The organism is Scandinavium sp. M-37, from assembly GCF_043558715.1.
Lineage (GTDB): Bacteria > Pseudomonadota > Gammaproteobacteria > Enterobacterales > Enterobacteriaceae > Scandinavium > Scandinavium vulneris_A.
On sequence record NZ_JBIGIN010000004.1, the window covers coordinates 120,668 to 145,892 of the forward strand.

Consider the following 25,225-nt stretch of genomic DNA (forward strand, 5'->3'; position numbering starts at 1 on the left):
ATATCTGCGCAATTTTTATACAACCCATCTTCCTCACGACGACTGATGGAAACGGAAAACGGGCTCCAGGTAACGTTCTGCCTGCGCAATAATGGCCTCAACGCTTGAGGGCTCAAGGGTTCGCCACAGACGCTGGTACCAGACATCAGCGCCTTCTCCGCGAACCACCATGCTCCCTTCCCACGCCTGCATAAACTTACTGCGCGCTTTCTGCTGCGTTTCGTCATCCCATAAAATGACATTATTCTCACTGTCATAACAAGCCTTCAGCCACGCCCCCCCACTTTCTGGTAGAAACAGCAGCGGCTGAGACAGTCCTTCGCGGTAACCCGCAACCAGTTCAGCGAGGTATTTCATTGCATCCTCGGCGGGCAACGGCGGGAATCGCCACTCACCGTCTTTTCGCAGCAAGAGACGGCTTTCGCCGGTTCCGCCACTGGCACAATAGACAAGATGCTCCAGCCAAAGTTGCATCCCCTGAGAGACGTTCTGCATCGACGGACGCCAGCGCAGCAGGCCGTCCGACTGTACCTGTGGAAGCCAGCCCGTAATATTGACTCCGTCACACTGCAAATCAATTTCCAGACTTTTCCCGGGCTGACGGCACGAATTGACTCTGTCTGCCAGGGCCTGCATCTCCTGTCGCTGGTCATCCCAGGCAATTTCACCGAACGCGCCGAACGGCAGTTCGCCCCCGGCACGAAAACGCCGGTACATCAGGCCGGGATCCTGCTCATCCACCAGCGTGTTCACCAGTTGCTGATTGAGGTGATACCGGGTGAGGCCTTCAAGGGTAAAAGGCTCGGTTTCGGGAATGTCGCTCTCTTCTGTACGGAAATTAACCTGCAGACGCATCTGGAAAAATGCCCGCACCGGATGCGACCAGAAACGCTGTAGCTGTTCAAACGCCAGCGTGTCGAAAACCACCGGGGGCAACGGCTGGATAAATTCGCCGTGTGCCTCTCCCTCAAGACTGGCGGCTTTCAACCATTCCCGGGCGTAGCTTTGCCATTCTCCTGGAATGAAATTCGCGGCATCGAACGGCATCCGGCTATGCTGATGGGTGATGTGGGCTTTAACCCGGCGCTCGCTTTGATCACAGTTAAGCGCTTCATCGCCCTGCAAGCAGTGACTCTGGCCGATGTAATCTATCAACTCCTGCACCAGCACCGACGGATAGCGCTCGCTGTTGTCCTGAATTGAACGCCCGATATAGCTGATATACAGCTTTTGCTCCGCCGACATTAACGCTTCCAGGAACAGGTAGCGGTCGTCATCCCGACGGCTGCGATCGCCGCGCACGGGCTTCTGGCTCATCAAATCAAACCCGAGCGGGGCCAGGGCACGCGGGTAAATACCATCGTTCATCCCCAACAGGCAGACCACTTTGAACGGAATAGAACGCATCGGCATCAGGGTACAAATGTTTACCGGCCCGGCGAGAAAACGCTGGCTGATGCGTTCCTGATCGAGCCGCTGAGCCAGCTCGTCGCGCAGCAGCGACAGTGGAACGGTTGCGCCGTAATGCGACTCCAGTCCCTGATCGATAATGCCTTGCCACTGCTGTTCGATAAGCGTCAGGGCGGCTTCGGTATCGGTGTCCGGCAAATAGAAATCGTTCAGCATTTCTCGACACACGGGCAGCCATTCCGTTAACGGTCTCTCCTGCGCCAACCGCTGCCGCCACTGATTCAGCCTCATCAGCAGAGAGGCCAGATGCCCCACCAGCTCGGCTATCAGCCCACTGGATTCGTCATACGGCAGGATCGACTGCCACTCCCCCTCGCTGCTTTCCATCGCGTAGCCCAGCAGCATCCGGGTTAAGCCAAAGCGCCAGGTGTGTTGCCCCGTCGGCGGAAGATCCCATTCGCGGACGTTATCATCGTCCATCCCCCAGCGTACGCCGGACTCATTCACCCACTGACGCAGATAACGCAAACCTTCTTCATCAATGTTAAAACGGGCCGCCAGCACCGGAACATCCAGTAGCGCGAGCACGTCTTCACTGACAAAACGGCTATCAGGCAGGGAGAGCAAGGTGATAAAGGACTGGAGCGCGGGATGAGACTGGCGCGCACGGCGGTCGGAGATAGCCCAGGGGACATAGCGCTCCCCGCTGGCGCTGCCAAACACGGCCTGAATAAACGGGCTGTAGCTGTCGATATCTGAAACCATCACGATGATGTCGCGCGGCGAGAGACTCGGGTCTTCTTCCAGCATCGCCAGCAGCCTGTCATGCAGGACTTCGACTTCACGTTGCGGGCTGTGGCAGACATGGATGCTCAGACTACGATCGTCTGGATCCAGCTCGCGCTTGCTGTCGCTGCGCGCAAATTCCTCGGCGGTACGTCCGGCAATGGCACTATTCTGGAGTTCCAGAATGTCATACTGCAGGTTGTGCAGCAGGTTATCCGGCTCGATATCAACGAAGGCATCAAGTTCCTGATAGCGCTCCAGCCCCGCCAGCAGGTAGATATAATCCCGACCAAGCTTGCCCCAGGAAGCCAGCATTGGGTTACCCACATCCTGTTCGCCTTCGGCATTAAACAGCGACGGCGCCTGTTGGCTGTCACGAAACAGCGGCAAACTGCGCTGTTCACGATGGTGCCGACGTTGACGCGCCAGCAGCTTCGCCAAAAATGCCGGATCTTTGATGTCGCCCCAGTAGTAACGGCACGGGTTGGTGAACAATACGTAGACATCAACATGCTTACCCAGCGCCTGAAGCGCCTGCAAATACACCGGCGGCAGGGCCGAAATTCCACAGATAAATACCCGCGATGGCAGACCGGCTGGCGGCTGCTCGCTGTTTTCGAGCGCCTGAATAAAGCGCTGATACAGGTTGGCACGATGCCAAAGTGGCTGACCGAGTGCCGCAGTGTGTTCCACCAGCGCTTTCCACAGCGGCGCCTGCCACTGCTGGGCTTCATCAATGCCGTCGACGCGTTGGTCCGCCTCCCAGCGCGTCAGCCATTCCGGGCGATAAACCAGATACTGGTCATAGAGGTCAGCCACGCGCGAGGCGAGCTGAAAAAGTTTCCGCTTGTCGCTGTCATCCGCCAGATAGTGATGCAGAGGCGCGAACGCCTCCTGCTCCAGCATCTCGGGCAGCAGCGTCATCAGCTTCCAGCTCATACTCTGTTTGTTAAAGGCACTCTGCTCCGGAATGTCCGGCAATACACGGACAAACATATCCCAGATAAAACTCGCCGGAAGAGGAAAGGCAATGTTGGCGGCAATGCCAAAACGCTTTGAAAGCGTCATCTGCAGCCACTGCGCCATGCCGGTACTTTGCACCAGCACCATTTCAGGTTCGAACGGGTCGTTGAGCCTGTCCTGCTCAACGATAAACTCCATCAATGCTTCCAGCACATCCAGACGGTTGGAGTGGTAGACCCGTAACATATTCGCTCCTGACGCTCGCAGTTAAGCCATTAATTTTGAGGGCAATGAAGACGAGAAAGCTGCCCTTCTCTGCCCGATGGCGTGGTGATCGTGACTGTGATGCTGACACATCTTTGGCGGCTTGTCTGCACACGGTTAAGCTGCCATCCCGCAGCCGCCAGGCCGGTATGAAGCTGAGAATGACGCCATGCTTCCCACCACAGCTGACGATACTGGCTCAACTGTGCCGCGCCGGTCGCCAGATGGCTTTGCAGGCCCGAGAGCGCCATTACCACCATCATCATCAGCACCACGCTCAACAGCACCTCTGGCAGGCTAAACCCCTGCTCTCGGTTCAGGGTAACTGACATTGTACCGCCTCCTTGAGCGGACAGAAATCGCTCCAGCCGTGACGGTCAAACTGCACGGTGCTGTCAGTGAGCATGCCCATCTGCCAGCGCGTTTGCTCACCGCTGTTGGCGATCAACACCCCTGAGCCATCAACAAAAAGACGTAGGCAAATGCGCCCCTTGAATGCCGGATGTGTCTGGCATTGATCCGCAGGCTGAACGGCCCATGAAAGCATTCGTCCCCATTCAAGCAGCGATTCAACGTTAGCGCTGTCCGTTAGCGCCGCCTTTTCCAGCGCCGCCTGTGACACCTGCGCCTGATGCCGGATACTGGCGCCCTGCAGCGTCAGGCTACCGAGAACCAGCATCAGCAGCACCAGTAGTAGCGACGACATCCCTTTTTGTCGCCTCATAAATTGTGCCCCGTCACGCTGTAGACGGTGGTTACCTGCACGCCAGGCCGGGACTTAAGGTGGACGGCGAGGCTCAGTTCAAACTCCGGGGCAAATCCCGCGCGGTTAAAGCGCAGGACCTTAAACGTATCCACGATGATAAAATCAGGATCGGTCATTTTTTCCCACCCTTTACCGGCACAGGTTGTGGCTCCCCGCAGCGTTTCCAGTACACCCGCACTCAAGCGGAAGCCTGTCGAATCTGCATTCGCCGGGGGCGTTTCTTCCCAGACCCCATTGAGATTGCCATCCCAACGAACCAGTACACAATGGTTCTCAAGGGTAATCCCGTCCCCGGGACAATCACCCCGGCAAAAGCCTGCTCGCTGGATATGTCGGGAAACCGTTAACAGGCGCTGCCAGGCTTCCTCTTCCATTACCTGCCGCTGGGTCTGGCGGATAGCCGCCATCTGTAACGCCGGTAAAAAACGTGCGGTGGTTAACAACAGTACGCTGCCAATAGCCATCGCTATCAGCACTTCCACCAACGAAAATCCGTGCTGATTTACTGACATGCTTCGTTACTGCTCCCTTTGCATAAGCGAATCAGTCCCCAGCCAGAGATAATCAGGGTCCAGCTTCCCGCCGCGCTTTTGAGCGTGAGATGCCCAGGCCAGGCGGTATTGCGTAAGCCGTAAAAACCGACTGCAGGCGTCATTTCGCTGAGCGTGACTTCAGGCCACTGCGGATTCAACACATAGACGTTTTGGGGAGTACATCCCGTGGGTTCCGGGCTGACGGCATTCAGACACCAGCCCTGCGCGGTGAGCTCCAGATGCGGCAGGCGATCGCGGCGATGCCAGTTAGCGTCATTGCGCAGCATGACCAGATAATCCCTGACCTGCACGGCGGTTTGCCACAGCCGTTGTTGCTGCTGCCAGCTTTGCCAGCCGTATAGCCCACCGGCGCTGAGAATACACATCAGCGAGAGCGCAACCATCATTTCAATAAGGGTGTAACCCTGTTCTCGTTTCATCGGCGTACTTTGCGCCAGCCCAAATCACAATGCGAACAGGCATCCGCCAATTTACGAGCACGTTTCAGGAAAAATTGAGGTGTTGCAGGGGATTGCAGAAGAACAGGAAGGACGCTTCAGAAAAACAAAACCGGCCACGTGGGCCGGTTGATTTCAGATGATTTAAATCGCTACTGGCGCTTTAATGCCTGGGTGAGGATCGTAACCTTCAATCTCAAAATCGTCGAACTGGTAGTCGAAGATAGAGGCAGGTTTACGTTTGATCACCAGTTTAGGCAAGGCGCGAGGTTCACGACTCAGCTGCAGATGGGTCTGTTCCATGTGGTTGCTGTACAGGTGCGTGTCGCCGCCGGTCCAGACAAAATCGCCGACTTCCAGGTCACACTGTTGAGCCACCATATGCACCAGCAGCGCGTAGCTGGCGATGTTGAACGGCAGGCCGAGGAACACATCGCAGGAACGCTGGTACAGCTGGCAGGACAACTTGCCGTCCGCCACGTAGAACTGGAAGAAGGCGTGGCACGGGGCCAGCGCCATTTTATCCAGTTCGCCCACGTTCCAGGCTGAAACAATGATTCGACGCGAATCGGGATCGTTTTTCAGCTGGTTCATCACCGCGGTGATTTGGTCGATATGGCGGCCATCTGGCGTTGGCCATGCGCGCCACTGCTTCCCGTACACCGGGCCCAGATTACCCTGGTCGTCAGCCCATTCATCCCAAATGGAAACATTGTTTTCATGGAGATAAGCGACGTTGGTGTCACCTTTCAGGAACCACAACAGCTCATGGATGATGGAGCGTAAATGACAGCGCTTAGTGGTCACCAGCGGGAAACCTTCCTGCAGGTTAAAGCGCATCTGGTGGCCGAAAATAGACAGCGTGCCAGTACCGGTACGGTCATTTTTTGGGGTGCCCTCATCGAGCACCTTCTGCATCAGATCAAGATACTGTTTCATGCTTCCTCAGGAGACTTGTTGCTGTGGACGATGACGATACGCCCAGACCATCATAATGATACCCGCCAGAACCATCGGGATGGAGAGAATTTGCCCCATGCTGATGTACTGCACCCATTCGCCGGTGAACTGGGCATCCGGCTGACGGAAGAATTCCACGATGATACGGAACAGACCGTAGCCAATCAGGAACAGACCGGAAACAGAGCCCGTCGGGCGCGGTTTGCGAATGAACAGGTTGAGAATGATGAACAGCACCACGCCTTCCAGCGCCAGCTCATACAGCTGAGACGCGTGACGCGGCAGCACGCCATACTGATCGAACAACGACTGCCATTCCGGGTGAGACGGCAGCAGCGCCATGTCTTCTGCACGCGAGCCCGGGAACAGCATAGTGTAGTGGAACGACGGATCGACCCGGCCCCACAGCTCACCGTTGATGAAGTTGCCCAGACGCCCGGCACCGAGGCCAAACGGGATCAGCGGCGCAATGAAATCAGACACCTGGAAGAAGGTGCGCTTGGTGCGCTTCGCGAAGACAATCATCACCACGATCACGCCAATCAGGCCGCCGTGGAACGACATGCCGCCATCCCATACGCGGAACAGATACAGCGGATCGCTGAGGAAAACCGGCATGTTATAGAACAGCACGTAGCCGATGCGGCCCCCGAGGAAGACCCCGAGGAATCCGGCATACAGCAGGTTTTCGACTTCGTTCTTCGTCCAGCCGCTACCGGGTTTGTTCGCCCTGCGAGACGCCAACCACATTGCGAAGATAAAGCCGACGAGGTACATCAGTCCGTACCAGTGAAGCGAGACCGGTCCAATGGAAAAAATCACCGGATCAAATTCCGGGAAATGCAGATAACCACTATTCATCTGTCACCACAAATGCTTGTTATTCCGCCGAAAGTGGTCAGCGGTAGAGACGTGCAGCCGGTTGACTGCCCCAAGGGTGCGAATGATAGCACAAGGCGGGATAAGGGGATGCGGGGAAAGATGTAAAAGATATGTATACCCGGAGCGCCTGGATGGCCTCCGGGTAGAAGGGCTTATCTGCCGCCGCGAATCAGACCGCCGAGGCCACGGCGTTCCATAAACGACGCGACCTGATGGCGGACTTCGGTAGCCAACTGGGCATCGAGGCTGCGCTGAGCCAGGCTTTGCGCTTCCTCCAGCTCAATATGGCGCAGCAGATATTTCACGCGCGCGACCGAGCGCCCGTTCATCGACAGATGGCGGAAGCCGAGACCAATCAGGATAGTGACGCACATCGGATCACCGGCCATTTCGCCGCACACACGCAGATCGATATCGTGGCGTTGGGCATCCTGGGCAATCATCGCCAGCGCACGCAGCAGAGCCGGATGCAGACTGTCATAGATACTGGCCACGCGGGTGTTGTTCCTGTCGACCGCCAGCAGATACTGGGTCAGGTCGTTGGTGCCGACGGAAATGAAGTCGACCCGGCTGGTCAGGTGCTGCATCAGGAACACCATCGAAGGCACTTCGAGCATCACCCCAATGCGTGGTTTCGGGATTTCATAGCCGATCATCTCTTCGACTTCGCGCCCGGCACGTTCGATCAGGCGTTTTGCTTCATCGACTTCGTCAATGCTGGTCACCATCGGCAGCAGAATGCTCAGGTTTCCGGTGGCGGCATTGGCACGCAGCATGGCGCGAACCTGGATCAGGAAGATCTCCGGCTGATCGAGCGTAATACGGATCCCGCGCCAGCCGAGGCACGGATTCTCTTCGCTGATCGGCATATACGGCAGCTGTTTATCCGCGCCGACGTCCAGCGTACGCAGGGTCACCGGCTTATCGTTGAACATCTGCAACATGCCCTGATACTGCGAGACCTGCTCTTCTTCCGACGGGAAACCGCTTTGCAGCATGAATGGGATTTCTGTGCGGTAGAGGCCAATGCCGTCGATGCGGCTGCCGAGCTTTTCTTCATGCTCCGGACTTAAACCTGCATTGAGCATGACCTTCACGCGTTCGCCGCTTTTAAGCTGCGCCGGACGATCCACGTCGTCTTCCGCAATGCGGCTGAGTTCATTTTCTTCGCTGACCAGCCGCTGGTATTCCTGCAACAGCACCGGTTCAGGATCGACCAGCAGTTCACCGCGATAGCCATCAACCACCAGCATGCGGCCATGCAGCACCGAAGGCTGAATATCTGCGCCCATGACGGTCGGGATACCCAGCGCGCGCACCATAATCGCCGCGTGCGAGTTCGCCGCGCCGTCACGTACCACCACCCCGGAGAGTCTGTCCTGTGGCAGTTCCGCCAGCGTGGTGGCTGATAGCTCATCCGCCACCAGCACAAAGCGCTCTGGCCAAGCGTTGGCGCCCTGCACGGTATCATCGAGGTGGAACAGCAGGCGTTGGCCGAGCGCACGCAGGTCACCTGCACGCTCTTTCAAATAACCATCGCTCAGAGCAGCGAATTGCGCGGCAAACTTTTCGATAATCGTTTTGACCGCCCACTCCGCTACCGAACCTTTGTCCACTTCGGCGAACAGCTCTTTGCGCAGACGCGCATCTGACAGCAGGTGCGAGTAAAGATCGAAGATGGCGGCGGTTTCTTTCTGCGCCCCGGCGGCAAAACGTTTGCTGTACCGGCGAAATTCTCCGGCCGCTTCTTCCAGCGCACCGGTCAAACGTTCACGCTCAAGTGCGGTATCGAGCGTGGAGGCTTCGTACACCTGCTCCATCATCGGCAGGGTCGAGTCCATCCAGCCCTGTGCAATCGCTACTCCGGAAGAAGCCGGAAGTGCGCGAATACGCGTCTGACGGTACTGACCAAACAGCGCCGTGAGCTGTGACTGGGAGAGGATAGCCGCCATTTGCGTGGCGAGGGTGACGAGGAACGACTCTTCGCTTTCGTCGAACTGACGCAGTTCGCGCTGCTGAACGACTAATACGCCAAGCAACTGACGACGCTGGATAATCGGCACACCGAGAAATGCGCGGTATTTTTCTTCTTTTACGGAAGGGATGTATTTGAAGCTAGGATGCTTTTGCGCATCCGCGAGGTTGATGGGCTCCGCCAGGCGCCCCACCAGGCCAACGATGCCTTCGTCAAATGCGAGTGTGATGGTGCGTCCGCGCGGCTTTTTGAGGCCGCGCGTAGCCATCAGGTAATAGCAGCGTCTGTCCTGATCGGCGAGGTAGACCGAACAAACTTCGGTTTCCATCGCCTGACAGATGTCCGTCACCAGAATATCAAGCGCCTCGTTCACACGCGGCGCGCTGGCTACCTTCTCAACTATTTCTCGCAACCGGGTGAGCATAATGTGCGTGGCTTAACCTCTTTTACGTCGATAAGCAGGGGCTGTGTTTTGCGGTTTAGGCGCACTTTCGGTCAGCGCCAGCACAACGCCTGCAAACTCCTTCATCACCCGACGGTAGACATCGCGTTTAAACGACACCACCTGACGCACCGGGTACCAATAACTTACCCAGCGCCAGCCATCGAATTCCGGTGTGCTGCTGGTTTGCATGTTGATATCGGCATCGCTGCTTATCAACTGCAGGAGAAACCACTTTTGTTTCTGGCCGATACAAACCGGCTTTGTGTCCCAACGCACCAAACGTTTCGGCAACTTGTAACGCAACCAGTTCCGGGTCGACGCCAGGATCCGTACATCTTTACGGCTTAACCCGACTTCTTCGAACAATTCCCGATACATCGCCTGTTCAGCGGATTCACCGGGATTGATCCCTCCCTGAGGAAACTGCCAGGAGTGCTGACCGTACCGTCTGGCCCACATGACCTGGCCCTGACGGTTGCAGATTACAATTCCAACATTTGGGCGGTAGCCATCGTCATCAATCACCGGACTACCTCTAAACAATTTTCAATGTGAACGATTGTTTCACACTCGTCGGAAACGGTAAACCACTCTCTTGCGGCGATAACACCGGATAACAATTGAATAACTCACAGTATTCATCGAAGTTATAAACAGAAGACGCCATCACAGGTCGATTTTATTCACTTTTTCTGTGGATAGAGTTGTGAAGAACTACGGAATTACTACGGGAAAACCCTGATTCCTCCGAAAAATGCCAAACAGACACGTTAAAATAAGATGATATTATTCATCATCTTAGAATAGTTCTTTTTCATGAAATGTGCCATAACGTGACGATCGTCACATACGTGATCCTCTCACTGATGAAAGATCGAACAACGTCGTTTTTATCCACAGATTGTGCCACTAACTTAGACACCTTTTGTGTAAAAATTGGATTTTCGTCGCACGTCAAGCCTGTAAATGGAAACAGTAGTGGGGCTTTTTCACAGTTATCCCACTTTTCTGTGGATAACAGGGTGTAAGATCCTGTTCATTGTCAGTGACCAGAATGGGGAAACCTTTTGAGACGCAAAAAAAGTCGGCTTTTAGAAATCAAAAACTATCGTTAAATCATCATATTGGCGTAGTTATCCAGAAAGCGATAAACTCTTTCCACACTGGGGATAAACCCCGCTCACTTTTTCACCAAAGGCGTTATGTTATGTCCCTGCTGTCTCCGTTGCGTCATTCCCCTCAGTCTGAAGCCGAGCTTTTCGCCCAGGCGCAACGGCTGGCGGGTTATACGCTGGGTGAACTGGCGGCGATGGCAAAACTGCCGATTCCGCCCGATTTGAAGCGCGACAAAGGCTGGATTGGCGTCCTGCTTGAGATCTGGCTTGGTGCCAGCGCGGGCAGTAAACCCGAGCAGGATTTCGCGGCGCTGGGCGTCGAGCTGAAGACAATCCCTATTGACCGCAACGGCCGTCCTCTGGAAACCACCTTTGTATGCGTCGCGCCCCTGACGGGCAACAGCGGCGTCACGTGGGAAACCAGCCACGTTCGCCATAAGCTGAAGCGCGTGTTGTGGATCCCAGTGGAAGGTGAGCGCGCGATCCCGCTGGCAGAGCGTCATGTCGGCGCCCCGCTGCTGTGGAGCCCGAGTACAGAAGAAGAGCACCAGCTGCGGATGGACTGGGAGGAGCTGATGGATTTGATTGTGCTCGGTCAGGTGGAAAGTATCACCGCCCGTCACGGTGAAGTCCTGCAACTGCGGCCGAAAGCCGCCAACAGCAAAGCGTTGACCGATGCGGTCGGCGTCCACGGCGAGCCGATTCTGACGCTGCCTCGCGGTTTTTACCTGAAAAAGAACTTTACCGCCGCCCTGTTGGCCCAACATTTCCTGCTGTGAACGTTTCTTTTAGGCTAACGCCGGCAGAAGGCTTATAATCGCGGTTTTCGTTTTTTGGCAGGACTTACAATGTTATTTGCATGGATAACCGATCCCAACGCGTGGATGGCGCTTGGTACGCTGACGATCCTCGAGATTGTACTGGGAATCGATAATATTATTTTTCTCTCTTTGGTGGTGGCGAAGCTGCCGACGGCACAACGCAATCACGCCCGTCGCATTGGGCTGATGGGGGCAATGCTAATGCGCCTGGGTCTGCTGGCGTCGATTGCCTGGGTCGTCAGACTGACCAACCCGCTGTTTACGCTGTTCGATCACTCATTTTCCGCCCGCGACCTGATTCTGCTGTTCGGTGGTCTGTTCCTCATCTGGAAAGCGAGCAAAGAAATTCACGAGACGATTGAAGGCGAAGAAGAAGGCATTAAGACCAACGTCCACTCCTTCTTTGGCGCTATCGTGCAGATTATGCTGTTGGATATTATTTTCAGTCTCGACTCGGTTATCACCGCAGTGGGTCTGTCCGATCACCTGTTTATTATGATGGCCGCCGTGGTCATTGCGGTGGGTGTGATGATGTTTGCCGCCCGCCCTATTGGCGACTTCGTTGACCGTCATCCGTCGGTCAAAATGCTGGCGCTGTCGTTCCTGATCCTGGTCGGATTCACGCTGATGTTAGAAAGTTTTAGCATTCATGTGCCGAAGGGTTATATCTATTTCGCGATGTTTTTCTCCATTGCAGTGGAGACCCTCAACCTGCTACGCAATAAAAAAAATCCGCTTTAAAATCAAGGGCAGCCTGCAAAATGTGGGCTGCCCCACACTCTTTTTAAGATTTTACTGCTTTTTACTTACTGCGAACCGGGTTATTACTAGAATGATATGAGTTGCGGTCATATAAGGGTGATAACGATGACAAAATGGGCAGTATTGATTTCCGCTGTAGGTCTGGCATTTGCCATTTCCGGCTGCAGCAGTGACTACGTGATGGCAACCAAAGATGGTCGTATGATCCTCACGGATGGAAAACCGGAAGTCGATGACGACACCGGTCTTATCAGTTACGAAGATCAGCAGGGTAACAGTATGCAGATCAACCGTGACGATGTTTCTCAAATCATTAAGCGCTAAAAGAAAACAGGTCAGCCAGTCTGGCCTTTTTTGATTTTTTACTTCCGCTTTTTCCCCGCATCTGCCATGTTTATATTCCTTTGTCAGGGCGCATGTCGCGTCCCCTCCTGACGTTCTTGATATGACGTTGTTGATTTAAAGAAAGGAAGACGGCTATGCACTATCACCGTATCCCCCACAGCTCACTGGAGATCAGTACTCTTGGGCTGGGCACTATGACGTTTGGTGAACAAAACAGCGAAGCCGACGCCCATGCACAACTCGATTACGCCGTTGCTCAGGGCATTAACCTGATTGACGTCGCAGAGATGTATCCCGTCCCCCCACGCCCGGAAACCCAGGGCCTGACGGAAACCTATGTCGGCAACTGGCTGGCAAAACACGGCAGCCGTGAGAAGCTGGTACTGGCCTCGAAAGTCAGCGGCCCCTCGCGCAATAATGACGCTGGCATTCGCCCGAATCAGGCGCTCGATCGCAAAAACATTCGCGATGCGCTGCACAACAGCCTGACCCGTCTGCAAACTGACTATCTCGACCTGTATCAGGTTCACTGGCCACAGCGTGCGACCAACTGCTTCGGCAAGCTCGGCTATCAGTGGACGGAATCTCAGCCGGTTATCACGCTGCTGGAAACCCTGGAAGCGCTGACCGAATTTCAGCGAGCGGGTAAAATTCGCTATATCGGCGTGTCGAACGAAACGGCGTTTGGCGTGATGCGCTATCTGCACCTGGCGGATAAGCATGACCTGCCGCGTATCGTCACCATTCAGAACCCGTACAGCCTGCTGAACCGCAGCTATGAGGTAGGTTTGGCGGAAGTCAGTCAGTATGAAGGGGTGGAACTGCTGGCCTATTCCTGCCTGGCATTTGGCACTCTGACCGGGAAGTACCTGAACGGGGCAAAACCCGCCGGGGCGCGAAATACGCTGTTTAGTCGCTTTACACGCTACAGCAGCGAGCAGTCACAGAAAGCCGTGGCGGCGTATGTTGATATCGCGAAGCGTCATAACCTGGATCCGGCGCAAATGGCGCTGGCATTCGTGCGTCGTCAGCCGTTTGTGGCCAGCACCCTGCTGGGCGCCACCACGATGGAGCAGTTAAAAACCAACGTGGAAAGCCTGCATCTGGAGTTAAGTGATGAGGTTCTGGCTGAGATTGAAGCGGTGCATCAGGTCTATACCTATCCGGCACCGTAAGCTCTGATCTTATATGCCCGACGGCGCTTCGCTTGTCGGGCATACAAAAGAGGACCTTATTTACCTCGGCCCCAGGCCCACAGTGCGATAATCGCCAGCGCGAACAGGGTGCCAAAGCCAATCCCCACCCCCACCACCGGAATCCCCACCATCACCGCCAGCGAATAAAGGCCCAGCATCACCAGCATGGCGCTGTTTTCACCGAGGTTCTGCACCGCAATCGCATTACCCGCGCCGACCGTGTGTTTACCCCGCTCCTGCAATAAGGCATTCAGCGGCACCACGAAGAAACCGCCACACATTCCGAGCAGCAGCAGTAAGAGATACGCTGGCAGCAGCGCATGCTGGAGGGCGAAAATGACCACTGCAACCCCGATCAGCACGCCAGCAGGCATACAGCGGGCCACCGTTTCGAGCGTCACCAGCTTCGCCGCCATCCCGGCCCCCACCACGATACCGACTGCCACCATCGCATTGAGGTACGTCGGCGTGGCGTTATCGGTTATGCCCAATGCCACCGGCACCCACAGCACCAGCAAGAAACGCAGCGTTACCCCAGCGCCCCAGAACAGGCTGGTGCCGACCAGGGAGAAGCGGGTTTCACGATTACGCCACAAGGTTTTTGCCGCCGAAAAGAAGCTGCCGGTCATGGCCTTGAAGCGCCACGACTGTCCCGCCCGTGCCGCTGGCAAACGGGTGATGAACAGGTTGGCGACCACCGCCCCGGCGTACACCACCGCACACACGCTCAGCGCGGCCAGCACATGCCAGTCGGCCAACACGCCACCTGCAACCGAGCCGAGGAGGATCGCAGCAATGGTCGAGGACTCCATCAGCCCGTTGGCTTTCACCAGCTTGTCGCCGGTGGTCAGCTCACCCAGAATGCCGTATTTAGCCGGGGAATAGGCGGCGGCTCCGACGCCCACCAGCGTGTAGCCGATAAACGGGTTCACGCCTGCGCAGATCGACGCCGCACCAATCAGCTTCATGGTGTTGGCGACCATCATCACTCGCCCTTTCGGGAAGCTGTCGGCGAACTGCCCGACAAATGGGGCGAAAAGAATGTAAGCACCCACAAACACCATCTGGAGCACCGGCTGGCTCCAGTCCGGGTAGAACTGCGCCTTCATAAGCGCCAGAGTGGCAAACAGCAGCGCATTGTCGCCGAACGCCGACAGGAACTGGGCGCAAAGCACGGCCATCATGCCTTTCGAGCGCAGCGACGTGTTAGTGTGTACTGACTCACTCATGCGATTTTTCCACCTGATCGACCTGCTCTTTGAGGGCCACAAAATCGGGTTTCCCGCTGCCCAGGAGCGGTAACTGTTTGAGGAAACGAATATCGCGCGGCACTGCCAGTTCCGGCACACCGCTGCTCCGCGCCTGCTGTTGTAGCTTGTCACGCGAAAGCTCTGCGTCGGTGGTAAACAGCACCAATGCTTCCCCTTTGCTCGCATCCTGTTTGATAACCGTGGCGTGCAGCTTGTCCGGCGAGACCGCCAGCGCCAGCTGCTCGACCATCTCCAGCGACACCATTTCTCCGGCGATTTTCGCGAAGCGTTTGGCACGGCCCTGAATCTGCACAAATCCCTGCTCGTCAAAGAGGACGATATCCCCGGTGTCATACCAGCCGGTTTCCACTTCACCATGCTGATTTTCTGCCGTCGGTAACTCCAGCACCCCCGGGTTCTCCACCCGCAGATAACCGTTCATCACGTTCGGGCCTTTGAGCTGTAAACGCCCGCCTTCCTCAATGCCCGGCACCGCCAGCAGTCGCGCATCCATGCCAGGCAAAATCCGCCCAACGGTGCCCGGTTTTGCCGCCATCGGCACGTTGATCGACACCACTGGCGCACACTCGGTCACGCCGTAGCCTTCCAGAATGCGCAGGCCAAATTTGTCCTGCCAGATTTGCTTTGTGCTGTCCTGTAGCTTTTCCGCCCCGGCCACCACATAACGGACTTTATGGAAGTCATACGGGTTGGCGAATCGGGCATAATGGCCAAGGAATGTGGAGGTGCCGAACAGCACCGTACAGTTACGATCGTAGACCAGCTCCGGCACAATACGGTAATGCAGTGGGCTCGGATAGAGGAACACTTCGGCCCCGGTCAACAGCGGTGTGAACAAACCTACGGTCAGCCCGAAGGAGTGGAACAACGGCAGCGCCGACATAAAGCGGTCATCGGCGGTAAAGTCGGCGATGGTTTTAATCTGCTCGACGTTTGCCAGAATGCTTTTATGACTGTGTACCACCCCTTTCGGATTACCTTCAGAACCGGAGGTGAACAACACGATGGCCGCGTCTTCCGGCTGTTGTTTCACCTGCGCCAGATGCGGCATCAGCAGATGGCCGAAAATCCACAGTTTGTCGCTAAGGGTGACGTCACCCTTTAAATCTTCCAGGAAGACCCAACGCACCTGGGTCAGTTGCTCCGGCAAATGCCACAGTTTCCCTTTGTCGAGGAACTGTCGGGAGGTAAAAATGGTTTTGATTTCCGCCGCGGTGATGGCGCTGGAGAGGCCTTTAATCCCGGCGGTGTAGTTCATCATCGCCGGAATGCGCCCGCGGGCGATCGCCCCGAAAATCACCGCCGCGCTGATCCCGGCATTCGGCAACATCAGGCCGATTTTCTCGCCCTGAGCGCTGTATTTCTCCAGAATCCGCGCCACAAACAGCGTTTTGGTCAGCAGCTTACGGTAAGTATCAGGCTGGAAATTGATGTCTTCGATACAGGGTTTTCTGTCGCCATAACGATACTGCGCCGAGAGCAACGCCTCGTACAGCGTTTCGCGCGGGCGCACCGCCATCCGGGCTTCCATCATAATTTGATGCAGCATTTCACCGGCAATTTTACGGCGATCGCGGGCGCGCGGTGCATCCGGCATCGGCAACGTGGTCGGCGGTAAAATATGCAGGTCAATGCGCGGGAACAGGCGACGCTTCACCAGCCCCTTTAGGCGACTGGCAAACGTCAGTTCTGCGCCTTCAATGCGAACGGGCACCACCACTGCCTGCGACTTTGCGGCCACAAAGGCCGCACCGTCGTAGATTTTCATTAGCGAACCGGTAACGGAAATACGTCCTTCCGGGAAAATCACCACCGGACGACCCTGATCGATAAGACGCACCAGATGCTTAATGGACATCGGTTTGGTCGGATCAAGGGGCACAAAATCAATCAGCGGCGCCAGGGCACGCATATACCATGTCTGGCTAATGGAGGTATAGACCGCGAACACCGGGCGCACAGGTAAGAACAGCGCCAGCAGAATGCCGTCGATAAAAGAGACGTGGTTCGGGGTGATTAACACCTTAGGCTGGTTTAAAACCGTCGCGTTCCCGGTCACCCTGACCCGGAACATCACCCTGAAAAGATATCGAAAAAAGCCCAGCAACATATCAACTCCCTTTGGCAAAATTTAACTTTTTTGCAGGGTACATGAGATGCAGGAGAAAAGCAGGATGGGGGGGCTGAATTTTAGGCAAAAAAAACCTGCGCATCTGCGCAGGTCGGTGCAAGAGAGAAGTACGAATTCGTACTTAAAAATTCTCACCAATCAATACCTCTGGGATAGCCAGAGTATCAATCAGATTGATGAATCCTCCAGCGATCATTCGCAACAGCTAATCGCAAAGTGTAACTAAAGGTTTGAATTCACCTTTTCCGTTTTCAATTGCCTGTGACGTGTCGTGTAACGCCCTCACTTCATGCGCCCTTTCGCATCACAATTGCAGCAGTCTGCTTGCGCTTAACCTTGAACAGCATTGGCTTTTCCGTAACACTGAGAGGATGTAACCGTTTTCCCTCTTTAAAAGGCAAGATATGGCGACAATTAAGGATGTGGCCCGGATGGCAGGTGTGTCTGTCGCCACCGTTTCCCGGGTTATCAACAACTCTCCCAAAGCCAGTGATGCCTCACGTCAGGCGGTGTTTTCTGCCATGGAGGCGCTGAGCTATCATCCGAATGCCAATGCCCGCGCGCTGGCACAGCAATCAACGGAAACCGTCGGTCTGGTGGTGGGCGATGTCTCTGACCCATTTTTTGGCGCGATGGTCAAAGCCGTTGAGCAGGTGGCCTATCACACCGGTAATTTTTTGCTGATTGGCAATGGATATCATAACGAGAACAAAGAACGTCAGGCCATTGAACAGCTGATCCGCCACCGCTGTGCGGCGCTGGTGGTGCATGCTAAGGTGCTGTCTGACGAAGAGCTGATCGGGCTGATGAAACAGATCCCCGGCATGGTACTGATCAACCGGATCGTCCCCGGCTTTGAAAAACGCTGCGTGGCGCTGGACGATCGCTATGGTGCGTGGCTGGCCACGCGTCACCTGATCCAGCAGGGCCACACCCGGATTGGCTATCTCTGTTCCAACCACGCCATCTCTGACGCCGAAGACCGGCTGCAAGGCTATTACGACGCGTTAAAAGAGAGTGGCCTGCCGTGCAATGAGCGGCTGGTCACCTTCAGCGAACCGGATGAGAGCGGTGGTGAACAGGCCATGACCGAACTGTTGGGGCGCGGCAAAAACTTTACCGCCGTCGCCTGCTACAACGACTCGATGGCGGCAGGGGCGATGGGCGTGTTGAATGACAATGGCATCGATGTGCCAGGGGAAATTTCGCTGATTGGATTTGATGACGTGCTGATATCGCGCTATGTGCGTCCGCGTCTGACCACCGTACGCTACCCGATTGTCACCATGGCAACCCAGGCGGCGGAACTGGCGCTGGCATTAGCCGATAAGCGCCCGCTACCGGAAATAACCCATCTGTTCAGCCCAACGCTGGTGCGCCGCCATTCGGTGAGCGCCCCGGTGGAAACTCAAAGCGTGTAACGATACAAATGCACGGTGGTGGCGGGATACTCAATGCCATCGCCGATGTACTGCCAGCCAAAGCGTTCGTAGAAATCACGACAGGCCGAATAGAGATGCAGTTCGCGGAAGCCTTTGCTGCGAGCGTAGTCAATCACCCAGGCCTGCAACGCCCCCGCAATGCCCTGCCCGCGCACCGATTCATCGACATACAGCGCCGCCAGCCATGGAAACAGATCCTGACGGCTGATCAAATCGCAGCGCCATAAGCCTACCGTCGCCAACGGCTTTTCGCCGTCAGTCATTACAAAGGTGAGCGGCAAGGCGTCCGGCTTCTGGCTGTGCTCGATGATGCTGGCGAAAAACTCGCGCGGCATCGCCACCCCGCCAAACGCCTGCCATAGCCAGTCGGTGACCTGTCGGGCGTGCTGTGGCACCGCGTACAAAGGCTGGATTTTCACATCAACTTCCCCTGAAAAATGGGCACCGATTCAAACAGGTAGCCGTCGAAATCCGGTGCATCTTCATCAGAGAGTTCCAGCAGACTGTTTTTGACGTTTTCGAGGTGCTGCCACATCGCCTGCCAGGCCCCCATCACGTCGCGACGACGCAGCGCCGCCAGAATAGTTTGTCTGTCGCCCAGCCACTTAAGGCGGTAGGCGCGGCTGGCAATGTGTACATTGAACTGCTGCCACAGCGGGCTGCTGTCCATTTGTAGCCAAATTTTCTCGACCGTGGTTAACAACATCTGATTTTGCGTCGCCCCCGCCAGCACCAGGTGGAACATTTTGCTGTTGTCCTGGGTGGTGTCGTTGGCCGCGATGGCACGCTGTTCCTGCTCAATAATACGTTTCAGGTTGTCGATATCCGCCCGGGTCGCCATCTTCGCTGCAAAGGCCGCGATGTTGCTTTCGAGCAGCTGGCGCGCCTGCAAAATTTCAAATGGCCCGACGTCGCTGTTAAGCATCTGCTCTTCTTCGCTGTCGTTTTCCTGCGGGATACGCATCACGTACACGCCCGAGCCCTGCCGAATATCGACGGTACCCTGCAGCTCGAGCATCAATAAGGCTTCGCGCACGATGGTCCGGCTGACGCCATATTTTTCCGCAATGTTTCGCTCTGGCGGCAATCGGGAACCCACCGGATAAAGGCCCTGCATAATCTGGGCACGCAAATCTTCACCAATTTCCTGGTAAGGTTTTTTTTCCGGCGGAACAACGGCCTTTTCCACAATATCACCTGTGTCTGCTTGCGGGTGGATGCACAGACCGCCACTCCTCGCGGTCTGACCGGCGGCTATAGTAGCAAAACCGCTATTTCAGTGCCTCATCCACGTTCAGCGTCAACGATCGGTTGTCCCGCAGTTGACGGAACCAGCTGGCGGATTTTTTTGCCCGCCGCGCCCGGTTGTTTTCCAGATCGATTTCGATAAGCCCATAGCGGTTTTTAAACGCGTTCATCGGTGAGACGTTGTCGGTGAATGCCCACAGCATGTAGCCGTGGCAGTTGGCACCCTCCTGTTTCGCCCGCAGGGTTTGCCACAGATGTTCGCTGATAAACGCTATCCGGTAGTCGTCCTCAATCACACCATCGCGATTGCGGAACCGGCCTTCGTTTTCGATGCCCATCCCGCTTTCCGCCACGAACCACGGGAGATTGCGATAATCATTTTTAATGCGCATCGCCATGTCGTAAATGATTTGCGGGTAGATTTCCCACCCGCGCGAGGTATTCATCCGCCGTCCCGGCAGCTCAAACGGCTCGTAATAATAGGCCGGATGGAACGGGGTTTCCGGATGCCAGGCGCGTGATGGCGCTTTCACCCGGTGCGGGTAATAAAGATTGATGCCCAACTCATCGACAGTATTGGCCCGGATGTCAGCCAGTTCTTCAGCCGTGTACTCCCAGTCGACCTGATGTTTTTCAAGCAGCGTAAACAGCTCCGGGGGATACTCACCGTGAACCATGGGATCGAGAAACACGCGGTTGTAGAACAGGTCATAACGTTCCGCCGCCTGAACGTCATGCGCAGCGCGTGAACGCGGGTAGGTCACTTCCGGGTTAAGAATACACCCCACGCTCCCGCGATAGCCCTTCTCACGGAACAGTTTCACTACTCGCGCCGTCGCCAGCACTTTATGGTGATTCCACTGCATCCAGGTGCCGGTGTTCTGCTCATATGGCCAACGCAGCGCATCGAGATACACCCGCGTCTGCACCACAATCGGCTCGTTGAAGGTGAACCAGCGCGTCACCTGGGGGTGATAGCGCGCGAACACTTTCTCCGCATAGCGCACGAACAATTCGACCACTTTTTTAGAAGCCCAGCCGCCATAGGTTTCCAGCAGATAGCCCGGCAGTTCGTAGTGTTCGAGGCAAATCATCGGCGTGATGCCGTTAGCATTGAGCTCGGCAAACAGCGCGTCGTAGTACGCGGCATACTCCTCGTCGACGGTCACGTTTTCGTAGTCGGTGAGAAAGCGCGACCAGTTAATCGAGGTACGATAGTGGGTCAGACCGGCCTGTTTCATCAGCGCAACGTCTTCGCGGAAGCGGTTGATGAAATCGGTGGCTATCGCCGGGCCGTAGCCGTTATGCCAGACGTGGCGGTCGTTTTTGTACCAGAGATCGGGCCAGGAATCCTGCCCCTCTTTCTTGCCGCTCCAGCCTTCCGTTTGCCAGGCGGAAGCGGCGGCTCCGAGAATAAAATCCTGTGGAATAGCGATCGTTTTCTGACTCATGGCGTCCTCATACATTCTCAGTGGCCTGCTGGGCCTGAAGTTGTGCCTGCTCGGCCCGGCGGGAGGCAATTTTCACAAACGGCAGATAAATAATGATTGAGGTAACGATACAAATCAGCTGAGTGACCACCGCCCCCATCGAACCGGCGGTCGACAGCCAGGCGTTGATCAACGGCGGCGTGGTCCATGGCACCATCACCACCGCTTTGCCGGCAAACCCGGCGGCGGTCGCGAAATATCCGATTGATCCGGTCACCAGCGGGGTGATGATGAACGGGATCGCCAGAATCGGGTTGAGCATAATCGGCATGCCGAAAATCACCGGCTCGTTAATGTTGAACAGCCCAGGGCCAATCGACAGCTTGGCGATTTCCTTCATCTCTTTACGTTTGGTGGCAATCATTACCGCAATCAGCAGGCCAATCGTCAGCCCGGAACCGCCGATGCTCATGTACACATCCCAGAACGGCATGGTGATGATGTTCGGCACCTCTTTGCCCTGCTCGAACGCGCTCATGTTAACCGTAATCGCTCCCAGCAGGAGCGGTTCACGGATCGGCTTGATCATCTGATTGCCGTGAATACCAATCACCCAGAACAGCTGGGCAACAAACATTAGCAGCAGAATACCCGGCAGGCTTTGCACCACCCGCTCCAACGGCTGTTGCACCACCTGATACACCGCATCGTACAGATACATGCCGGTCAGTTGATGGAACACGAAACCGAACGTGGCGATCGCCGTAGTGGTGATGATCGCCGGGATCAGCGCCGAGAACGACGCCGACACGTTGGGCGGCACGGTATCCGGCATTTTGATTTTCAGTCCGGGACGCCCTTCCAGCCAGCAGTAAATCTCCACCGACAGAATGGCGATAAACATCCCAAGGAACAGGCTACGGGTATCGGAGAACTGACGCAGCAGAACATCTTTCACCTGATGCATTTGCCCATCGACCATCATTTCCACGGTGGTCGGCGTCACGCAGATGAAGCAAATCACCGCCAGCAGGCCCGGGAACAGCGTCTTGATGCCGTTGATCCGCCCGAGCTCAATACCGATTAAAAACACCGCGCCGATGTTCAGAAAGTTCAGGGTGGCGTAGTTAATCGCGCCGGTTATTGGCTTGAGTGCCGCCAGAAAAGAGAGGGACTGGAAACTGGCAAGACCATTTTTCGGATCCAGTACCATGTTGGAAATCAGTACCGAGAAGGCGCCGACGATGATCACCGGCATAAGGGTAATAAAAGAGGATTTGATCGCCATGATATAGCGGTAGCTATTGAATTTAGTGGCGAAACTTCCCAGAGAATCGATCAGCTTTTCCTGAAATGCCATAAGGGTGATACCTCAAAGGTGGGCTTTTATCAAAATGGGTTTACAGCCTTAATCCATTTGGCATACCAAAAATAGCGATGTGTTGGTTAAACTTCTGTGACTGAGGTCTCACGACGTTATTTGGCATTCCAAATAAACGCAATGTTAAGACATTGGCATACCACGTAGTTTTTACAGGGATATTTCAACGAAGCGCTGTCAAAAGCGTGATCGCGATAGTTATTTGTTACGAACGCAGGAGATATGCCCCTGAATGTCTGTGATAAACTGCATTCATTATCGGGTCTCAGGAATCAACAATGGCAACAATGCTGGATGTCTCACTACGCGCTGGCGTGTCGAAAGCGACCGTTTCCCGCGTACTGAACGGCACAGGTCAGGTTAAAGAAAGCACCCGTAAGCAGGTGTACAAAGCCATGGAAGAGTTGGGATATCGCCCGAACTTTTTGGCGCGTTCCCTGGCGAACCGGACCAGCAACAGCATCGGCCTGGTGGTCTCTACGTTTGACGGTTTCTATTTTGGCCGTTTGCTCCAGCAGGCGTCTCGCCAGACGGAAACCCACGGCAAGCAATTGATCGTCACCGACGGGCACGATACGCCGGAGCGCGAGGAGCAGGCCGTACAAATGCTCGCCGACCGACAGTGCGATGCCATTGTGCTCTATACCCGCTTTATGAGCGAAAAAGCGATCATGAAGCTGATTAACTCCATCGCTATGCCGGTGGTGGTTATCAACCGCGACGTCAGCCAGGCACGTGATCGCTGCGTGTTCTTCGAGCAGCAGGATGCCGCATTTCAGGCGGTGGATTACCTGATAACTCAGGGCCATCGCGAAATCGCCTGTATTACCGTGCCTATTCATACGCCGACCGGCAAAGCGCGCTTGCAAGGCTATCGCAGCGCGCTGGAAAAGCACGGCATCGCCTGGGATCAAAGTCGGGTGAAGTACGGGGATTCTGGCATGGCGCGCGGCTATGAGCTGTGCCAGCAGTTGCTGGATGAGAAGGTGAAATTCAGCGCCATGTTTGCCTGTAACGACGATATGGCATTGGGTGCCTCAAAGGCGCTGCATCAGGCAGGATTACGCATTCCGCACGATATTTCGCTGTTCGGCTTCGACGACGCCCCCAGCGCAAAGTGGCTTGAACCGGGACTTTCCACGGTCTATCTGCCTATCGATAACATGATTACCACCGCCATCGATCAGGCAATTAAACTCGCCAACGATGTGCCGATAGAAACGTTGCCGCCGTTCACCGGGAAACTGGTGCTGCGCGACTCGGTAACCACCGGCCCGTATTATCAGAACAGTTCCAGCGCCAGCAATTCCTCAATGGTCTGACGACGACGGATCAGGCGCGCGCTGCCGTTGTCGAACAGCACTTCCGGTAACAGCGGACGGCTGTTGTAGTTAGACGACATCGACGCGCCGTAGGCTCCGGTATCGTGCAGTACCAGATAATCCCCCGGTACCACCTGCGGCAGTTCACGCGTTTCCACTTTGCCGCCTTCCTGCTGCGTAAACACGTCCCCGGATTCACACAGCGGGCCCGCCACCACGGTTTCCACCTGCGGAGCCTGGCTCAAATCACGCCCGTCGCCCGCGAGGGCAGAAATATGGTGATAGCTGCCGTACATCGACGGACGCATCAGATCGTTAAAACCGGCGTCGATCAGCACAAAGTGGCGACTGCCCATGTTTTTCACGCTGCGTACCTGCGCCACCAGTACGCCGGATTCCGCGACCAGGAAACGCCCTGGCTCGATCTCCAGTTTCACCGGATGCCCCAGGTGCCGGGCAATTTGCTCGCGAGCGGCATTCCACAGACCGAAATAGTGTTGGGTATCAATAGTCTCTTCGCCATAGCGGTAAGGAATAGATAGCCCACCTCCGGCAGAGATGGCCTCAAGATCCTGGCCGAACTCAACAACCTGACGCACCATCGCACCGCACACCTGTTCCAGATGGCCGTAGTCCACGCCTGAGCCGATGTGCATGTGAATCCCCACCAACTTGAGCTGATAACGTTGGATGACCTCCAGCGCGTCAGGCAAGTCGCTGTACCAAATCCCGTGTTTGCTGTTCTCGCCTCCGGTGTTGGTTTTTTGGCTATGACCGTGACCAAAACCGGGGTTCACACGCAGCCAGACGCGATGCCCAGGAGACACCGCCCCAAGCTGGGCCAGCATATCGACGGAACCGGCATTCACCGGGATCTTCAGTTCGGCCACGCGGGTGAGCGTCGCCTCATCAATCATGTCCGCCGTGAAGACAATATCGTCCGGGTGGGCCACCGGATCGTAACCGGCAGCCAGCGCACGTTCGATTTCGCCGAGCGACACCGAATCCACCTTCACGCCCTGCTCACGCATCAGGCGCAAAATATGAATGTTCGAGCAGGCTTTCTGTGCGAATCGCACCACGTCGAACTGGCTGAGCTGGGCAATCTGCTGGCGAATAATCGCCGCGTCGTAAACCCACACCGGGCAGCCAAACTCGGCAGGCAGGCGCAGCAGGTTCTCAGCGGTGAGGTCGGTGTCGGAACTGGTCAGTGGGCGTGGCATGGTGAACTCCGGTGTTATCGCTTTTCATCGATTACGCCACAGCCAGCGCGCAATAAAAAATATCGTTTTATCCAGACTTAATGCAAAATTGATATG

Annotated in this window: 22 protein-coding genes and 1 pseudogene; 6 read left to right on the forward strand and 17 right to left on the reverse strand. The window is 55.8% G+C overall.

Annotated elements, in window-relative coordinates:
* Positions 1–33: 33 nt before the first annotated feature.
* The 10 genes and pseudogenes from recC to ACG0Z5_RS05170 all read right to left on the reverse strand — a co-directional run.
* Entirely contained in the window at positions 34–3,405 is a 3,372-nt protein-coding gene (recC, locus tag ACG0Z5_RS05125; protein ID WP_394445854.1) for an exodeoxyribonuclease V subunit gamma, read from the reverse strand.
* Positions 3,406–3,434: 29 nt separating this feature from the next.
* Complete coding sequence (locus ACG0Z5_RS05130; RefSeq protein WP_394445855.1) at positions 3,435–3,755, reverse strand: prepilin-type N-terminal cleavage/methylation domain-containing protein; 321 nt, start codon at positions 3,753–3,755, stop codon at positions 3,435–3,437.
* A complete protein-coding gene (locus ACG0Z5_RS05135; protein WP_394445857.1) occupies positions 3,740–4,147 on the reverse strand; it encodes a DUF2509 family protein in 408 nt (135 codons plus the stop codon). Before ACG0Z5_RS05135 ends, ACG0Z5_RS05130 begins: the two co-directional genes overlap by 16 nt.
* Complete coding sequence (locus ACG0Z5_RS05140) at positions 4,144–4,701, reverse strand: prepilin peptidase-dependent protein (protein WP_394445858.1); 558 nt, start codon at positions 4,699–4,701, stop codon at positions 4,144–4,146. The genes ACG0Z5_RS05135 and ACG0Z5_RS05140 overlap by 4 nt, the downstream gene beginning before the upstream one ends.
* On the reverse strand, positions 4,692–5,162 hold the full coding sequence (locus tag ACG0Z5_RS05145) for a prepilin peptidase-dependent protein (protein WP_394445859.1): 471 nt from the start codon (positions 5,160–5,162) through the stop codon (positions 4,692–4,694). The genes ACG0Z5_RS05140 and ACG0Z5_RS05145 overlap by 10 nt, the downstream gene beginning before the upstream one ends.
* A gap of 162 nt (positions 5,163–5,324) precedes the next feature.
* Positions 5,325–6,119, reverse strand: coding sequence for a thymidylate synthase (thyA, locus tag ACG0Z5_RS05150; RefSeq protein ID WP_394445860.1), 795 nt, complete (start codon positions 6,117–6,119; stop codon positions 5,325–5,327).
* Between the two features lie 6 nt (positions 6,120–6,125).
* Positions 6,126–7,001, reverse strand: coding sequence for a prolipoprotein diacylglyceryl transferase (lgt, locus tag ACG0Z5_RS05155; protein WP_394445861.1), 876 nt, complete (start codon positions 6,999–7,001; stop codon positions 6,126–6,128).
* Between the two features lie 173 nt (positions 7,002–7,174).
* Positions 7,175–9,421 carry a phosphoenolpyruvate--protein phosphotransferase gene (gene ptsP, locus ACG0Z5_RS05160; RefSeq protein ID WP_394445862.1) on the reverse strand — a complete coding sequence of 749 codons (2,247 nt, stop codon included), beginning with the start codon at positions 9,419–9,421 and terminating at the stop codon, positions 7,175–7,177.
* A gap of 12 nt (positions 9,422–9,433) precedes the next feature.
* Entirely contained in the window at positions 9,434–9,967 is a 534-nt protein-coding gene (rppH, locus tag ACG0Z5_RS05165; protein WP_394445863.1) for an RNA pyrophosphohydrolase, read from the reverse strand.
* A 364-nt stretch (positions 9,968–10,331) separates the two neighbouring features.
* Positions 10,332–10,463, reverse strand: a pseudogene (locus tag ACG0Z5_RS05170) (hypothetical protein); the annotation flags it as partial.
* Between the two features lie 186 nt (positions 10,464–10,649).
* Here ACG0Z5_RS05170 and mutH point away from each other — a divergent pair.
* The 4 genes from mutH to ACG0Z5_RS05190 all read left to right on the forward strand — a co-directional run bounded on the left by mutH (position 10,650) and on the right by ACG0Z5_RS05190 (position 13,660).
* Positions 10,650–11,336: a DNA mismatch repair endonuclease MutH gene (mutH, locus tag ACG0Z5_RS05175; protein WP_394445864.1), complete on the forward strand. Its 687-nt coding sequence runs from the start codon at positions 10,650–10,652 to the stop codon at positions 11,334–11,336.
* A gap of 69 nt (positions 11,337–11,405) precedes the next feature.
* Positions 11,406–12,119 (forward strand): TerC family protein, encoded by a 714-nt coding sequence (locus ACG0Z5_RS05180; RefSeq protein ID WP_394445865.1) that lies wholly within the window; start codon positions 11,406–11,408, stop codon positions 12,117–12,119.
* Positions 12,120–12,245: 126 nt separating this feature from the next.
* Entirely contained in the window at positions 12,246–12,464 is a 219-nt protein-coding gene (locus ACG0Z5_RS05185) for a YgdI/YgdR family lipoprotein (protein ID WP_319628476.1), read from the forward strand.
* Between the two features lie 155 nt (positions 12,465–12,619).
* Positions 12,620–13,660 carry an NADP(H)-dependent aldo-keto reductase gene (locus ACG0Z5_RS05190; RefSeq protein WP_394445866.1) on the forward strand — a complete coding sequence of 347 codons (1,041 nt, stop codon included), beginning with the start codon at positions 12,620–12,622 and terminating at the stop codon, positions 13,658–13,660.
* Positions 13,661–13,716: 56 nt separating this feature from the next.
* On the opposite strand, the gene lplT is transcribed toward ACG0Z5_RS05190, so the two are convergent.
* Together lplT and aas are read right to left on the reverse strand one after the other, a co-directional pair.
* On the reverse strand, positions 13,717–14,910 hold the full coding sequence (gene lplT / locus ACG0Z5_RS05195) for a lysophospholipid transporter LplT (protein WP_394445867.1): 1,194 nt from the start codon (positions 14,908–14,910) through the stop codon (positions 13,717–13,719).
* Positions 14,903–17,062, reverse strand: coding sequence for a bifunctional acyl-ACP--phospholipid O-acyltransferase/long-chain-fatty-acid--ACP ligase (gene aas, locus ACG0Z5_RS05200; RefSeq protein WP_394445869.1), 2,160 nt, complete (start codon positions 17,060–17,062; stop codon positions 14,903–14,905). The genes lplT and aas overlap by 8 nt, the downstream gene beginning before the upstream one ends.
* A 425-nt stretch (positions 17,063–17,487) precedes the next feature.
* Here aas and galR point away from each other — a divergent pair, with 425 nt between their 5' ends.
* Positions 17,488–18,504 carry an HTH-type transcriptional regulator GalR gene (galR, locus tag ACG0Z5_RS05205; protein ID WP_394445870.1) on the forward strand — a complete coding sequence of 339 codons (1,017 nt, stop codon included), beginning with the start codon at positions 17,488–17,490 and terminating at the stop codon, positions 18,502–18,504.
* On the opposite strand, the gene ACG0Z5_RS05210 is transcribed toward galR, so the two are convergent.
* The 4 genes from ACG0Z5_RS05210 to ACG0Z5_RS05225 form a co-directional block, all read right to left on the reverse strand.
* Positions 18,492–18,944, reverse strand: a complete 453-nt coding sequence (locus tag ACG0Z5_RS05210) for a GNAT family N-acetyltransferase (protein WP_394445872.1) — start codon at positions 18,942–18,944, stop codon at positions 18,492–18,494. The genes galR and ACG0Z5_RS05210 overlap by 13 nt on opposite strands.
* Positions 18,941–19,714 carry a GntR family transcriptional regulator gene (locus tag ACG0Z5_RS05215; RefSeq protein ID WP_319628482.1) on the reverse strand — a complete coding sequence of 258 codons (774 nt, stop codon included), beginning with the start codon at positions 19,712–19,714 and terminating at the stop codon, positions 18,941–18,943. Before ACG0Z5_RS05215 ends, ACG0Z5_RS05210 begins: the two co-directional genes overlap by 4 nt.
* A gap of 82 nt (positions 19,715–19,796) precedes the next feature.
* On the reverse strand, positions 19,797–21,224 hold the full coding sequence (locus tag ACG0Z5_RS05220) for a glycoside hydrolase family 1 protein (protein ID WP_394445874.1): 1,428 nt from the start codon (positions 21,222–21,224) through the stop codon (positions 19,797–19,799).
* Positions 21,225–21,231: 7 nt separating this feature from the next.
* The gene (locus ACG0Z5_RS05225) at positions 21,232–22,563 is read right to left on the reverse strand and encodes a PTS sugar transporter subunit IIC (RefSeq protein ID WP_394445875.1); all 1,332 of its coding nucleotides are present in this window, start codon (positions 22,561–22,563) and stop codon (positions 21,232–21,234) included.
* Between the two features lie 308 nt (positions 22,564–22,871).
* Here ACG0Z5_RS05225 and ACG0Z5_RS05230 point away from each other — a divergent pair, with 308 nt between their 5' ends.
* Positions 22,872–23,906: a LacI family DNA-binding transcriptional regulator gene (locus ACG0Z5_RS05230; RefSeq protein ID WP_394445959.1), complete on the forward strand. Its 1,035-nt coding sequence runs from the start codon at positions 22,872–22,874 to the stop codon at positions 23,904–23,906.
* Here ACG0Z5_RS05230 and lysA read toward each other — a convergent pair.
* Entirely contained in the window at positions 23,867–25,129 is a 1,263-nt protein-coding gene (gene lysA, locus ACG0Z5_RS05235) for a diaminopimelate decarboxylase (protein ID WP_394445877.1), read from the reverse strand. The genes ACG0Z5_RS05230 and lysA overlap by 40 nt on opposite strands.
* Positions 25,130–25,225 lie beyond the last annotated feature (96 nt).

Excerpts from the sequence above, each read along its gene's own strand:
- recC (WP_394445854.1), bottom strand. The coding sequence starts at position 3,405 with ATGTTACGGGTCTACCACTCCAACCGTCTGGATGTGCTGGAAGCATTG.
- ACG0Z5_RS05130 (WP_394445855.1), bottom strand. The coding sequence starts at position 3,755 with ATGTCAGTTACCCTGAACCGAGAGCAGGGGTTTAGCCTGCCAGAGGTG.
- ACG0Z5_RS05135 (WP_394445857.1), bottom strand. The coding sequence starts at position 4,147 with ATGAGGCGACAAAAAGGGATGTCGTCGCTACTACTGGTGCTGCTGATG.
- ACG0Z5_RS05140 (WP_394445858.1), bottom strand. The coding sequence starts at position 4,701 with ATGTCAGTAAATCAGCACGGATTTTCGTTGGTGGAAGTGCTGATAGCG.
- ACG0Z5_RS05145 (WP_394445859.1), bottom strand. The coding sequence starts at position 5,162 with ATGAAACGAGAACAGGGTTACACCCTTATTGAAATGATGGTTGCGCTC.
- thyA (WP_394445860.1), bottom strand. The coding sequence starts at position 6,119 with ATGAAACAGTATCTTGATCTGATGCAGAAGGTGCTCGATGAGGGCACC.
- lgt (WP_394445861.1), bottom strand. The coding sequence starts at position 7,001 with ATGAATAGTGGTTATCTGCATTTCCCGGAATTTGATCCGGTGATTTTT.
- ptsP (WP_394445862.1), bottom strand. The coding sequence starts at position 9,421 with ATGCTCACCCGGTTGCGAGAAATAGTTGAGAAGGTAGCCAGCGCGCCG.
- mutH (WP_394445864.1), top strand. The coding sequence starts at position 10,650 with ATGTCCCTGCTGTCTCCGTTGCGTCATTCCCCTCAGTCTGAAGCCGAG.
- ACG0Z5_RS05180 (WP_394445865.1), top strand. The coding sequence starts at position 11,406 with ATGTTATTTGCATGGATAACCGATCCCAACGCGTGGATGGCGCTTGGT.
- ACG0Z5_RS05185 (WP_319628476.1), top strand. The coding sequence starts at position 12,246 with ATGACAAAATGGGCAGTATTGATTTCCGCTGTAGGTCTGGCATTTGCC.
- ACG0Z5_RS05190 (WP_394445866.1), top strand. The coding sequence starts at position 12,620 with ATGCACTATCACCGTATCCCCCACAGCTCACTGGAGATCAGTACTCTT.
- lplT (WP_394445867.1), bottom strand. The coding sequence starts at position 14,910 with ATGAGTGAGTCAGTACACACTAACACGTCGCTGCGCTCGAAAGGCATG.
- aas (WP_394445869.1), bottom strand. The coding sequence starts at position 17,062 with ATGTTGCTGGGCTTTTTTCGATATCTTTTCAGGGTGATGTTCCGGGTC.
- galR (WP_394445870.1), top strand. The coding sequence starts at position 17,488 with ATGGCGACAATTAAGGATGTGGCCCGGATGGCAGGTGTGTCTGTCGCC.
- ACG0Z5_RS05220 (WP_394445874.1), bottom strand. The coding sequence starts at position 21,224 with ATGAGTCAGAAAACGATCGCTATTCCACAGGATTTTATTCTCGGAGCC.
- ACG0Z5_RS05225 (WP_394445875.1), bottom strand. The coding sequence starts at position 22,563 with ATGGCATTTCAGGAAAAGCTGATCGATTCTCTGGGAAGTTTCGCCACT.
- ACG0Z5_RS05230 (WP_394445959.1), top strand. The coding sequence starts at position 22,872 with ATGCTGGATGTCTCACTACGCGCTGGCGTGTCGAAAGCGACCGTTTCC.
- lysA (WP_394445877.1), bottom strand. The coding sequence starts at position 25,129 with ATGCCACGCCCACTGACCAGTTCCGACACCGACCTCACCGCTGAGAAC.